This is a genomic window from Methanoculleus chikugoensis (genome assembly GCF_019669965.1).
GTDB lineage: Archaea > Halobacteriota > Methanomicrobia > Methanomicrobiales > Methanoculleaceae > Methanoculleus > Methanoculleus chikugoensis.
This window is the reverse complement of sequence record NZ_AP019781.1, coordinates 1020052-1033094: the sequence shown is the minus strand read 5'-3', so window position 1 is coordinate 1033094 and position 13043 is coordinate 1020052. Positions and strand designations below refer to the sequence as shown.

Here is a 13043-nt window from a genome sequence, read left to right as displayed (position 1 = left end):
TTGATACACGATCACGAATCACCCGAGAAAGGATCTGAAACAACCCAATATCTGGAGAACCTGATAACATACGCCAACGCCCCCATCATCGTCTGGGATGCGAGTCTCAGGATAACGCGGTTCAACAATGCCTTCGAACGGCTGACGGGGCGGACCGCGAGCGAGGTCATCGGTCGGTCGCCGGAGATCCTCTTTCCCGAAACCCGGCGGGAAGAACTGATGGATCTCATTCGGAAGACGACGGCAGGGGAGCGATGGGAGACCGTCGAGATCCCCATACTCACGGCGGACGGCAGGATCAGGACGGTCCTCTGGAACTCCGCCGCCGTATACGAGAACGACCAGAAGACGGTCTCCTCGGTCATCGCGCAGGGCCAGGACATCACCGAGCGCAAACAGGCCGAGGAGGCGCTGCAGAGAGCGCACGACGAACTCGAGATGCGTGTGCGGGACCGCACCCTCGAACTCCGGGAGGCGAACAAAGCGTTGCAGGCCGAGATCGCCGAACGCATCCGGGCCGAAGAGGCGGCGAAGGCCGAGCACAAACGGCTCTACGACGTCCTCGAGATGCTGCCGGTATACGTGATACTCCTCTCGCCGGACTATCGCGTACCCTTCGCCAACCGCTTCTTCCGGGAGCGGTTCGGTGAATGCGGTGACCGGCGCTGCTACGAGTACCTCTTCTCGCGATCGGAGCCCTGCGAAAACTGCGAGTCGTACAACGTCATGAAGACGGGAGCGCCCCACCACTGGGAGTGGACCGGCCCTGACGGTCACGATTACGATATCTCCGACTTCCCCTTCACCGACGCGGACGGCTCCCTCCGCATCCTGGAGGTCGGGATCGACATCACCAAACGCAAGCGTGCCGAGGAGGCGCTGCGAAGGCTGAACGAGACGCTTGAGGAGCGCGTAGTCGAACGTACGGACGAGCTCGCGAAGGCCAACGCCATCCTCAGCGCCATCTGCGAGAATACGCCGGCACCCATCTACGTCACCGATCGCCGGAGCCGTCTCGTGATGTGCAACCCTGCCGTGCTCCGGATAATCGGCAGAACGCAGTCCGAAGTGCTCGGGAAATCGAAGGCCGAACTCCTCGGGCCGGAGGTCGGAGGGCCCATCGTAGCCCACGGACAGCGCGTTATGGAGACCGGGAACATCGAGACCTTCGAGGAAGGGGTCGGCGACCGGATCTACTACTCGACGAAGACGCCTCTCCGGAATATACAGGGAGAGAGCACCGGAGTCATCGCCGTCGGAACGGAGATTACGGAACTGAAGCAGGCAGAAGCACAGAAGCAGAGGCTTCTGGAACAGTTGCAGCAGTCGGCCGAAGAGATGGAGGTCCAGAACGAAGAACTGCAGTGCACCGCCGAGCAGTTGCAGGAGAAGACCGAAGAGCTGGCGCTTCTCAACCGGGCTCTGCAGGAGAGCGAGGAGCACTTCCGCTCTCTCATCGAGAACGCGTCCGATATCATCCTCCTTCTCGATATAAATGGGTGTATCACCTATGCGAGCCCCTCAGTGAAGCGGATTGGAAATTACGACCCCGAAGATCTCATAGGAATGAATGCACTCGACCTTACGCATCCTGATGATATGCCTACAGTGCTGGAGGCGATGAGAACCAGAATGGTTCAGCCATCAGCGATAATCACCTTCGAGGTCAGGGTCAGGGACTCCGCAGGGCGGTGGATATACCTCGAAGTTACCGGTGCGAGCCTGCTCCGGGAGGGGAGCGCCCGGGGGTTCATCGTCAATGCACGCGATATCACCGACCGAAAACACGCCGAGGAGGAGCGGAACCGGCTGATCGCCAGTCTCGAGGAGGCGCACCGGGAAGCGAACCTCTACCTTGACATCATGACACACGACATCAGGAATGCGAACAACGTCTCCGGTATCTACGCCGGCCTCATGCTCGATCTGCTCGAGGGGGCCGAGAAGGCCTACGCGCAAAAACTTCACGACAGCATCGCACGGAGCACCGAGATCCTCATGAACGTCTCGACGATCAGGCGCATTCACACCCGTTCGACCGGGTTTGCGCCGGTCGACCTCAGCATGGTCGTCGGTGAGGAGGCCGGAAACTTCCGCGGCGCATCGATACGCCGGGAGGTTCCGTCGCTCGATGTTCTGGCGGACAACCTTCTCTCCACGGTCTTCATGAATCTCATCGGCAACAGCGTCAAGTTCGGCGGCTCGGGCGTGGAGATCGTCGTCCGGGCGGAGGAGCGGGACGGCGAGGTGCTGGTGACGGTCGAGGACAACGGGCCCGGCGTGCCCGACGACATGAAGGAAAAACTCTTCCACCGGTTCGAGCGGGGGAAAGCCCGGGGGAGGGGCGACGGTCTCGGGCTCTTCATCTGCAGAACGCTCATCGAGCGCTACGGTGGGCAAATCTGGATCGATGACCGCGTACCCGGCCGCCCGGAGGAAGGGGCGGCATTCAGGTTCACGCTCAAACCGGCAAACCGGGATCGGGATTCCGGTTTGTGAATCGGGGTGTTTCCGTCAGACTCTTTCCAAAATGTATTAAACAGCAAGCACATCCTGTATCATCAGTCGGCCGGCAACGCCTCGCGGCAGCAGTATACCCTGCTCATGGTCTCGAGTCTCATCCCGTGGGGCCACCGGCCCGATCACCCTCGGCCTCTCCTTCATCGGCATGCTTTTCGTCCAGGCGATGCTCACGGTCGCGTCTCACCGCCGCGTCACGATGTCGTCCCTGGCGGAGATCAGGAGAGACGTGCTTGCCACAGGGTTCGACCTTGTCTTCGCCGCAGTCTTTGTGCTCTCGCTCGCTGTCATCGCCCTTGCCATCTTGAGCCGGGACGAGGTTCGCGCCGACAACCTCGAAGAAGAGACCTCCAGGACTACGGTCGCCGGGGCGTGGCCTCCTCCTCCGTATCAAGAAGAGAGGGCGGGGATTTCACTTCCCCGCCTCTTTTCTCCGACGCGTCAGAAGACTACGAAGGCCTGAGTTGTCGCCTGGCAGGTGTTCCCGTCATCGAGCGTCACGGTCAGCGTGACCGTATAGGTCCCTTCCGCCGTGTAGTCGTGGGTGACGTCCTGGCCGCTGCCGGTCGCTCCGTCACCGAAGTCCCATGACCAGGAGGTCACGGAGCAGTCGCTCTGGATATCAGCCTCGCCGTGGAACGAGTTCCCGCTTGTCGTGATGCTTGCCGAGCAGGAGCAGGGCTCCGGCGGAGCGGTCACCGTCACGTCCGTCGTTGCCCGGCAGGTGTTGCCGTCGTCGAGGGTTGCGACCAGCGTAACCGTGTAGGTTCCCGCCGCGGCGTAGGCGTGGCTCGCGGTCTCGCCTTCACCGGTCGCTCCGTCGCCGAAGTCCCACGCCCAGCCGGTCACCGAACAGTCCCCGTCGACCGCAGCCGAACCCGTAAAGGCAACCGGCTGCTCCGGTTCGATCTGGTCGCGGTCTTTCGCGATGCTTGCCGTGCAGGAGCAGTTCTCCTCCGGCGGCGGCGAGACGGTGATGTCACTCGAGGTGTTGCACGCCGTGCCATCGTCGAGGGTCACGTTCAGCCTGACTGTGTAGGTTCCTGCCGTGGCGTAGGTGTGGCTCGCGGTTCCGCCTTCACCGGTCGCCCCGTCGCCGAAGTCCCACGCCCATGCCTGGATGGCGCAGTCCCCGGCAACCGATGTCCGGTCGGTGAAGTCGACCGTCTCGTTGGCGACAGGGTTCTCCGGGCTCCAGGTGAAGTCCGCCGTGCAGGAGCAGTTCTCCGAGGGAGGCGGTGTAACCGTGACGTTCCCGGATGCCTTGCACACCGTGCCGTCATCGAGAGTCACGTTCAGCCTGACCGTGTAGGTGCCTTCAGACGAGTAGTTGTGGGTGACGTCCTGGCCGCTGCCGGTTGCACCGTCGCCGAAACTCCAGGCCCACGCATCGATCCCGCAGTCGCCGTCGACCGTGGCCTTCCCGGTGAAGTTAACCGTGGCGTTGACGGCAGGACTCTCGGGGCTCCAGGTGAAGTTCGCCGTGCAGGAGCAGTTGCCGGGCCCGGGTCCGGGTGTCGGCGTGGTGGTCGTCGTGGTGGCCGGGAAACAGACCACTCCCGCAGGGCAGCCCGGCCGCCCCTGGTCGGGGCGCGTGCAGACCGGGTAGGCTGCACCGTCACCGTGGAGTTTGAGGAGAACGAGATCCCACGCCCCGGTCGAGTTGTCATACCAGGCGACGAGGTCGCAGGAGATCGTGGGGTTCATCTGGTCGTAGGAGTCGTTCGTGAGCCGGTACTCCCTGCCCGAAGTGTGGTTGAAGAGGAAGATGTCCCAGTTTCCGTCTCTATAGTCGCTATAGACGATCCGATTGCCGGATATATCCGCATGTGAGAGGTTATTCGGGTAAACTTCAAGCGCTCTGGTGATACCGGGCATGCCCGGTTCGCCGCTCGTGAAGGTGCCGGACTGAGGAGCTGCGGTGGCGACCACGACAATCGAGATGACCGCCACAATGAACACTATCAGATACGTTACAGGTACTCGGGGTTTTCTCATACAATCCCCGGGACGAGTAAATCCCATATAATATATAAATATTATTATAAATGTGGAATATATCCGGTTGCACCCGGGCGGATCCCGGCGGAGATCACGGGCAACTCAAAGCCGGAACCGGCCGGATCTCTCCGGGGATACCCTCGCGGGATTACGGCGATAACCTCGCCCCATCTCAGCCCTCTCAAAGATCCCGCCACAGAACGGGTGCAATGCCGGCAAAGGGTTTCTGTCCGGTTCCGGGCGGCGTTTACGCTCCCCCACCCAGTGCATCGGAGCCCGGGGGGTTCTCCGGTTCATCTCTGCAGAGAAGCCTGGTGCGGACGGCGTCCGTCATCTCGTCCGTCGTCAGGAGGAGGAGTGTATCTTTGGCCCCGATGACCGTGCTGCCGACCGGGACAAAGCGTTCGTCCCCCTTCTGCATCAGGATGATGAGTGTGCCCTTCGGCAACCCGAGGTCGACGACCTGCTTGCCCACCGCCGAAGCGTCGGGGGGGATGACCAGTTCGAGCAGCTCGCTCGGGGTATCGGGGTCCACGTCGAACTCACGGGAGAGTTTGCCCGTCTCCTCGAGCGGGGCGGCGAGACCGAGCCACCGGGCGACGGAGGGGATCGAAGTCCCGTGCACGAGCGCCGAGAAGATGACGATGAAGAAGACGACATTAAAGATAACGTCTGCGTCCGGCACCCCTGCGACGAGGGGATAGGTCGCGAGGATGATCGGGACAGCGCCCCGGAGCCCCACCCACGACACCAGGGCCTTCTCGTTCATCGGCATCTTCCAGGGGAGCAGCGTGAGCAGGACGGCGACCGGCCGTGCAATCAGGATCAGGAAGAGAGCGGCGAGAAGTCCGGGGACGAACGCCGATGCAAGCTGCGAGGGGAAGACGAGGAGCCCGAGCGCAAGGAACATCACGATCTGCATCAACCACGCGATCCCGTCATAGAACCGGATCAGGCTCTTTTTGTGAACGACGACACTGTTACCAATGATAAGACCGGCGAGGTAGACCGCGATGAACCCGTTTCCGCCGACGGTGGCAGTCAGCCCGTAGACCAGCAGCACCATCGCGAGGGTGAGCACCGGGTACAACCCCTCGGTCTCCAGTTTGATACGGTTGATGAACCAGACCGTGAACCTGCCGAGCCCGTAACCCATGAGGCCGCCGACCGCCATCTGCTGCGCGAACGTCGGGACGAGATCGAAGATCGACGAACCCGGGGTAAGGATCAGGCCGATGATGCCGGTGGTGAGCAGGACCGCCATGGGATCGTTGCTCCCCGACTCAAACTCGAGGAACGGCCGCAGGTTTCCCTTCAGGCGGGCCCGTGCCGTTCGCAGGATCGAGAAGACCGCTGCTGCATCGGTGGACGAGACGACCGCACCGAGGAGAAGGCCCGTGAGCGGAGAGAAACCAAGGACCAGGACGGCGAATGCGCCGAGCAGGACTGCGGTCAGGACAACGCCGATCGTCGAGAGGGCGATCCCCGGCCAGAGCACAGGCTGGATCTCTTCCCACCGGGTGTCGAGACCGCCTGAGAAGAGGATATATGCAAGTGCTATAATCCCGATGAGCTGCGCAATCGTCGGGTCGTCAAACGGGATGCCGCCCGGCCCCTCCGAGCCCGCCAGCATCCCGACGACGAGGAAGATGAGGAGAGCAGGAACGCCGAGTCTCTCCGAGAACTTATTTGCAACGATGCTTATCAGAAAAAGCACCGCTATACCGATAAATACGAGTTCGAGGGTGACGACCATCTGTGGATAGTATTCGCGCGTACGGTGCTTTAAAATTGCCTACTCACTCTTTCGATCGGATGACCCTTCGGGTGGATACCTTCCCGTCGCCGACCGTTTCGCGAGCATCGGCACCCGGCACAACCCCAAAGCCCGTCGACGATCAAGCAAGGGGGCCGGGCGTGCCGGCGTTCACGGGCAGAGCGGCACTCGCGCTCTCGGGCGACGGCGGAGGATGAGCGGGTGGGTCTGATCCGTCGGTCTCGTCGGTTCCAAGGTGTATCGCGGGGTTGATATAGTATCCGTAAGAACATCTCACTCAGGATGACAGAAACCCCGGTTTTTCCAAGGCGCGTGAGCACCATACTCCTGTTGACGGCATTGGTGTTCCTTATCATCGGGATAGAGGCGATCGGATACATCGTCACCATCATCGCCGTATCGGTGATCCTCGCCATGATCGTGTACCCCCCAACGAAAGCTCTTCGATCGAGGGGACTACCTGAGGTCGTCGCCGTCGGCGTGGTCACCGTCGTCGCCGGCTTTGCCGTCCTGCTGATCTGCTATCTCGTCTTCTTCTCGTTCGAGACGTTGATCGCAGATCTCCCCCTCTACCAGCGGGAGTTGACCGTCAGGCTATCGGAGATCCTTACTCTTCTGGATAGATACGGAATTGAAACGGGTTCGCTCTCACCGTCTTCGGTAAACCTGCAGGGATTCGTGGGATTTCTCTCCTCATCGGCTATCAGTATCGCGGATCTCCTGCTCTACCTCTTCTTCATAGCGGTGACGACGATCTTTATGCTCTTTGAGGCGCCGCGGATGCCCGAACGGGTGAGGAAGGTGATGAAGAACGACGAGGCCGTCGAGTCGTTCTCCCGCATGAGCAGGTTCCTGGTCAACTTCGTCATCGTCAGGACCGAGGTAAACCTCATTCACGGCTTCCTCTTCGGCACGTTCCTCTGGGTCATGGGGGTGCACGCGGCCGTCCTCTGGGGGGTGCTGACGTTTCTGCTCTCGTACATTCCCTACATCGGGCTGGTCATCGCGGCACTCCCGGCGATCTTCTTTGCCTGGCTGCAGTTCGGGATAGGGGGCGCGATCGCGGTGATCGTGGTCGTCGCGATCCTGAACGCGCTCGTGGAGAACCCGATCTTCGCGCACTTCGCATCGAGGCGCTTCGAGATCCCCGCCCTCGTGGTCGTCCTCTCGGTCATCTTCTGGGGATGGGCGCTCGGTGTTGCCGGGATGATCTTCGCCGTCCCGCTCACCCTCATCGTCCTTATGGTCGCTCAATCGAGCGAGGACTGGGCCTGGGTGAACACGATCCTCGGTGTCGACCACCTCTTTACGGGAGAGCCGGCTCTTCCGGCGGAGACGCGGGAAACCGACGTGCCACCGGCGAGGTAAACCGGCAGACCCGATTTTTTTCCGCCGCCACGGGGAAGGTTGATACCCTCTTCGCGCCCTCCTCTCCTGAGGAGTGAGCATGCTACTACACACACGTGCAATCATCAAAGCGATCTGGGACGCACAGGGCTACGGGAACCTCGCCGTCTGGGCGGATGGGACGACCTCCGTCATCGCCCCGGGCGAGAGCCCGGAAAAAGACGGAACACCACCGCTTGCGATCTTCAAGCCCATCCCCCTCGTGGCCAGATTCCCGATGCTCGACTTCGCCATCCACGACCCCGATCTGCTGGAACGGATCGAGACGACAATCAGGGAGGCAGGCGGCGAGATCGAGCGGGACTGAGGATGGCTCGGCACTTACCGTAACTACAAAAAAAAGTGATCTGATTTTAGAGCGATCCGGAAAGGATCACTCGGTCGTCTTCCCGTCGAAGTGCTCGTCGTCCGCCATGGCCTCTTTGCGGGTCTTGTGCACGACCTTGTCCCGGTGCTCCGGCGGGGAGTAGATCGTGTAGAGTTTGAGGTCGGCGGTCTTTGAGGTGTTGATCACGTTGTGCTTTGCGCTGTTCGGCACGACCACGGCGCTGCCGTCCTTCACCTTGTACTCGGTGTTGTCGATGACGACCTTCCCCTCCCCTTCTTCGAACCGGAAGAACTGGTCGACGTCGTCGTGAACCTCCTCGCCGATCTCCTCGCCGGGCTTCAGGCACATCAGCACGAGCTGGCTGAAGTTGCTCGTATAGAGAACCCTGCGGAATTCGGTGTTCTTTACGGTTTCAGTCTCGATATCGATTGCAAATCCTTTCTTCATATCCAGAACCTCCATGTAAGCAGGTTTGTTGTTGTGGGTGGTAACAATATTCCATTATGCCGTCACTGGTATTTAACATTAGGCCGTTTCAGGTCTCTCGAAGACGGAATAAAACCGGTGATGGCTACATTGGGTAATTTAAGCCGTCTATGCAGTCAAAACATAATTCAACAGCACGGATCCCGGGATTCTCCCTCGGGGTGATCATGGCGACGCGGTGGCGGATTACCCATAACAGTCCGGTTCATAGTCGGATTTATCGACGGCGCGACGATCTCCTCCATCCGAGCCCGGGCTGCTCCCACGAGGGAGAGCACCGGCACCACGACAACAGCCCATATATGGTTGTTCATACCTCCTCCTCCATACTACCGACTCTCCATGCGGCCGCAAAAGCACCGCAGGTGCGAAGCGAAGGCCGGTTCGCCTCCGCCCGGAACCTTGATGGGCAGGTGGAGGAGACCTTTCAAGGGGAATACGACCGGAGATCACCATGATCCTTCCACCTTCATTCTACGAACGCGATACCGTGGCCGTCGCAAAAGACCTGCTGGGGTGCCTGCTTGTGCACCGGAACGAGACAGCGACGATGGGATGGATCGTCGAGGTCGAGGCATATCTCCGGGACGATCCGGCGGCCCACTCGTACCGTGGAGAGACGCCACGGAACCGGGCGATGTTCGGGCCAGCGGGCCACGCCTACGTCTACCGGATCTACGGCCTGCATACCTGCGTCAACGTCGTGACCGGCCCTGAGGGGACGGGGGAGGCGGTCCTCGTCCGGGCGCTCGAGCCGGCCGGCGGGATCGAGTTCATGCAGGCGCGGCGGGGAACGGACGATCCGCTCGCGCTCGCGAGCGGACCGGGCAAACTGACGCAGGCGCTCGGGATCACAATGGATCTCGACGGAACCTCCCTCTCCGGGGGTCCCCTGCAGATCTGGTCGCCCGAGAGCCTCTCCGACCGCCGGCCGGAGGGAGCGGACGGGGAGATCGTGCAGACGACCCGGATCGGGATCACGAAGGCGGCGGACCTCCCCCTCCGGTTCTACCGCAACGGGAGCCGTTACATATCGCGGCAGTGACCCACGCCGGGGCCCCGGGGCCGGACCATGCTCCCCTCCACTGCCTCGCCCTGCAGCGTTATGGTCTGTTCGGCCACCGGGATCTCCTTCTTCGCACGTTTCAGGGCCTCGTCCACGACGTAGCGTACCCCGCCGCAGCAGGGCACCTCCATGTGCAGGACAGTGATCGACCGGATCGTGTGCCGTGAGAAGATCTCGGCGAGTTTTGTGACGTACCCTTCAATATCCGCATCCAGTTTCGGGCAGAAGATGATCAGGATCTTCCCCTGCAGGAAGTCCCGGTGAAATTCCGGGTAGGCGAAGGGGACGCAGTCTCCGGAGACGAGGAGGTCGGCGTCATCAAAGTAGGGCGCAGCGGGATTGACGAGCGTCAGCTGGACCGGCCACTGCCGCAACGCCGACCCGAACCGGGCGGCACGCCCTGTCTCCGCGGCCTCTCTCTCCGGGATGCTCCTTGCCATGGTACCCGGGCACGCTGCCGGGGCTGCGGGAGCAGGGCCGGCACGAGCCGCCCCGGTCTCATGCGGGGGGATCGGGATACCGTGTTCGTCCAGGTACTCAATCGCCTGGCGGTAGAGGCCCTCCTCCCCGTGGCCGAGGAGGTGCTCGAGGTGCGCCTTGATGACACCCATCCCCTGCGGGACAATCTTCGCCATCACGGCCTTCTCGTCGTAGGGTCCGGCCTCCCGCTCGATGACGGAGATCGCCCCCTCCGGGCACGTCCCGATGCAGGCGCCGAGCCCGTCGCAGAAGAGGTCGCTCACGAGCCTTGCCTTCCCGTCGATGATCTGAAGCGCTCCCTCCGGGCAGTCAGGTATGCAGAGCCCGCACCCCGTGCACTTCTCCTCGTCGATATCGATGATCTTCCTCTTCATCCGGGACTCCTCCGTCCGATAGATCATCTAACAGGTTCGCACCCAAAAACGTTTGCAGCCCGGTGACTCCGAGAATCCTATGCAGTGCCGGGGTAGTGGTTGTAGGTATCAAGGGGAACACAAGGCAGTTATTCGTGAAAGGGATATGTATGAAGTGATGCCGGCCCGCCATCCCGCACCCGCATTTGATCTCTTCAACGTCTACTTCGAGCGCATCTACGATCCGACCATGCACGTTGTCTTCACCCTCGACGGCGAAATCGACGTCGGGGCCATGAGGACGGCGACGGTAAGATTGATCGCGTCCGATCCCTACCTCCGCTCGCGTTATGTGGAGGTTGACGGCCGGCCGGTCTGGGAGGAGATCCCGGAGGAACTCCGGGAAGGAGCGTTCGTCCTCTTCCCGGCCGGCGACGACGAGCCTCTCACGCCGCCCCCGCCGCCCCTCGACGTCCGCTCCGGGCCGCAGGTGCGGGTCGGCCTCTACCGGAGAGAGGAGGGCGATATCGTGGCCGTCACCTGCCACCACGGCTTCTGCGACGCCACCGGCGCCCTCACCCTTGCCCGGGACCTCTTTGCCGTCTACCGGGGGATCGTGGACGACCCCGGTTTCCGGCCGCCGTCCCGCGCTCCTTACGAGCGGAGCACGGACAGGATCCTTGCGCTCTACTCAGAGGGTGAGCGGCAGCAGGCGCTCGCGGAGGAGGGGCCCTTCGTCGACCGGTGGCGCTTCCCGGTGGAGCGGACCGGGAGGGGGACAGCCCGGATCGCCCGTCGGACGCTCGCGCCGGAACGGCTCGGGCGCATAAAGGCGTTCGGGAGAGAGCACGGGGCTACGGTGAACGACGTCCTCATCGGTGCGTTCTTCCTTGCGTTCCAGAAGATCCGGGACGACCCCTCGGACCGGGAGGAACCACGGTCGTTTCTGACCTCGGCCGATCTGCGGAGGAGGTATCCCGGCCTCTACGAGGACTCTCCGCTCACGAACCTCTCCATCGCCTACGAGATCACCCTCGCCGCCGGGGAGGGGGCGCGGCTGGAGGAGATCGTCGGCCGAGTGGCGGCGATAACGGCCCGCCGCAAGGCGGGCAGCCTCGGCCTCGCGGCCATCCTCTTCTACGAGGAGATCATGGCGGGCGGGATGCCGGCGGTGCGGACGTTCTTCGACGGGATGATTGACCGGTATGAGGCGTCCGGCCACAAAAACCCGGTTTTCTCGAACCTCGGCATCTTCAATCCCGGCGATTATCTCCCGGTCCCGGGGAAGGACAGCAGGATGCTCGATCTCCGGGAGATCCAGTACCTCCCCTGCGTCTGCTGGCCGTACGGGTTTTTGATGATCGCCTCCACCTTCCGCGACCGCCTGACCCTCGCGACGGCCTACGAGGAAGGACCCTACTCGACGGCCGTCGTGGAGCGGTTCCTCGAGTACGTGGACGGGTATCTTCCGTGAGGAGGAGTGCGCGACATTGAGACGCGCCGGGGACGTGTGAGCGGTGCGGCCAGAACCGATCGCGAGACCTATCACCTTCGACGCCCAACCCCGGGTCATGCCGCGAACGAGAATACTCGCGTTCAGCGATCTCGCGTGGGGGACGCGGGAGAAGGGGTCAGCCGGCGGCCGGGTCGGGATCGGCTCGTTCCTCCGGCCGATCGAGGAGACCGAACCGGATATCATCATCTTTGCCGGCGACGCCGCCTACGACCGGTGTTCGCGCTCAAGGCTCGACGAGACGGAGCTCTTCCTCGGCCTCCTCCGCGCGATCGCGGCGGGAGGTCGGCACTGCGTCGTCGTCGAGGGGAACAACGACGACACGATGGGCACCTACGGCCGGGTCCGGGATGCGGCGGAAGCGAACCCCTATCTCCACGAGATCTCGGGGAAGACGGAGACCGCCTGCGGCATCCGCTTCCTCGGCGTCCCCACCGGGAAGGAGAGGAGGATGGCCCGCTCGGCCGAAGGGGCGGTCGATATTGTTGTCGCCCACGCACCTCTCGCCGACCGGATCTGGCTCTTCGATATCCCGGCGGCGTGCATCGTCACCGGCCACTACGGGATGATGGCGGACGTGATCGCCGGGAAGGCGTATCTCGCCCTCGACTGCTCCCCGGCCTCGTATGCGGTGATCGACCGCGAGGAGGGGTGGCGGATCGAGTACGTTACCGGACCGTGCCGGATCGGGCTCAGCCCGGAAGAGGGGGCTGCCGCCGACGGCTGCGACCCGGCCACCCTCCGGGACCTGACGGAGGGGCGGGGACCGCTCCCCTACCGCGAGGAGGTCGGGGCGCTGCGGAGGGCAAAGCGGGAGATTGCAACGCTCGGGCGGGAGGAGGCCGTTTTGCGCCTGCTTGCGCTGGGGATCAGAAAGACGCACATCGAGCGGTATCTTGGGAAGAGGGGGCGCCGTTGATGCCAGGTGCACCGCCACGGAGATCCGCTCCGCCCGTTGCGATACCAACCACCAGGACACAACATACCGGCATTATATGCATATACCGGCAACATTGCTCTCAACAGTGCAACCATGATCTCCATAAAGAACGCCAGAACCTCCCGCGGTCCGGTTGAAACAGCGCCCTGCGCCCGGGGGTTCCCGGCGAAGG

12 protein-coding genes are annotated in these 13043 nt (G+C 62.6%); 8 read left to right on the top strand and 4 right to left on the bottom strand.

The window, feature by feature from the left end:
* Window positions 1-2499: a PAS domain S-box protein gene (locus MchiMG62_RS05315; RefSeq protein ID WP_221058210.1), complete on the top strand. Its 2499-nt coding sequence runs from the start codon at window positions 1-3 to the stop codon at window positions 2497-2499.
* Window positions 2500-2668: 169 nt separating this feature from the next.
* Entirely contained in the window at window positions 2669-2983 is a 315-nt protein-coding gene (locus MchiMG62_RS05310; RefSeq protein WP_221058208.1) for a hypothetical protein, read from the top strand.
* On the opposite strand, the gene MchiMG62_RS05305 is transcribed toward MchiMG62_RS05310, so the two are convergent.
* Window positions 2962-4473: a PKD domain-containing protein gene (locus MchiMG62_RS05305; protein ID WP_221058207.1), complete on the bottom strand. Its 1512-nt coding sequence runs from the start codon at window positions 4471-4473 to the stop codon at window positions 2962-2964. The genes MchiMG62_RS05310 and MchiMG62_RS05305 overlap by 22 nt on opposite strands.
* Window positions 4474-4768: 295 nt before the next feature.
* A complete protein-coding gene (locus MchiMG62_RS05300; protein WP_221058205.1) occupies window positions 4769-6277 on the bottom strand; it encodes a potassium/proton antiporter in 1509 nt (502 codons plus the stop codon).
* A 59-nt stretch (window positions 6278-6336) separates the two neighbouring features.
* Between MchiMG62_RS05300 and MchiMG62_RS05295 the strand changes: the two genes are divergently transcribed.
* The 3 genes from MchiMG62_RS05295 (at window position 6337) to MchiMG62_RS05285 (ending at window position 8012) form a co-directional block, all read left to right on the top strand.
* Window positions 6337-6495 (top strand): hypothetical protein, encoded by a 159-nt coding sequence (locus MchiMG62_RS05295; protein ID WP_221058204.1) that lies wholly within the window; start codon window positions 6337-6339, stop codon window positions 6493-6495.
* 133 nt (window positions 6496-6628) lie between these two features.
* Complete coding sequence (locus MchiMG62_RS05290) at window positions 6629-7666, top strand: AI-2E family transporter (RefSeq protein WP_244987813.1); 1038 nt, start codon at window positions 6629-6631, stop codon at window positions 7664-7666.
* A 79-nt stretch (window positions 7667-7745) separates the two neighbouring features.
* Window positions 7746-8012, top strand: a complete 267-nt coding sequence (locus MchiMG62_RS05285; RefSeq protein ID WP_221058200.1) for a hypothetical protein — start codon at window positions 7746-7748, stop codon at window positions 8010-8012.
* A 66-nt stretch (window positions 8013-8078) separates the two neighbouring features.
* Here the strand turns inward: MchiMG62_RS05285 and MchiMG62_RS05280 are convergent, their stop codons facing one another.
* On the bottom strand, window positions 8079-8495 hold the full coding sequence (locus MchiMG62_RS05280) for a cupin domain-containing protein (RefSeq protein WP_244987812.1): 417 nt from the start codon (window positions 8493-8495) through the stop codon (window positions 8079-8081).
* Window positions 8496-8973: 478 nt separating this feature from the next.
* On the opposite strand from MchiMG62_RS05280, the gene MchiMG62_RS05275 reads away from it, so the two are divergent.
* Window positions 8974-9564, top strand: a complete 591-nt coding sequence (locus MchiMG62_RS05275; RefSeq protein ID WP_221058199.1) for a DNA-3-methyladenine glycosylase — start codon at window positions 8974-8976, stop codon at window positions 9562-9564.
* On the opposite strand, the gene MchiMG62_RS05270 is transcribed toward MchiMG62_RS05275, so the two are convergent.
* Window positions 9546-10439, bottom strand: coding sequence for an ATP-binding protein (locus tag MchiMG62_RS05270; RefSeq protein WP_221058198.1), 894 nt, complete (start codon window positions 10437-10439; stop codon window positions 9546-9548). The two genes, MchiMG62_RS05275 and MchiMG62_RS05270, sit on opposite strands and share 19 nt — an antisense overlap.
* A gap of 145 nt (window positions 10440-10584) precedes the next feature.
* Between MchiMG62_RS05270 and MchiMG62_RS05265 the strand changes: the two genes are divergently transcribed.
* Both MchiMG62_RS05265 and MchiMG62_RS05260 read left to right on the top strand, forming a co-directional pair.
* Window positions 10585-11892, top strand: coding sequence for a condensation domain-containing protein (locus MchiMG62_RS05265; protein WP_221058197.1), 1308 nt, complete (start codon window positions 10585-10587; stop codon window positions 11890-11892).
* A 97-nt stretch (window positions 11893-11989) separates the two neighbouring features.
* Window positions 11990-12850 carry a metallophosphoesterase family protein gene (locus MchiMG62_RS05260; protein ID WP_221058196.1) on the top strand — a complete coding sequence of 287 codons (861 nt, stop codon included), beginning with the start codon at window positions 11990-11992 and terminating at the stop codon, window positions 12848-12850.
* The last annotated feature ends 193 nt before the right edge of the window (window positions 12851-13043 follow it).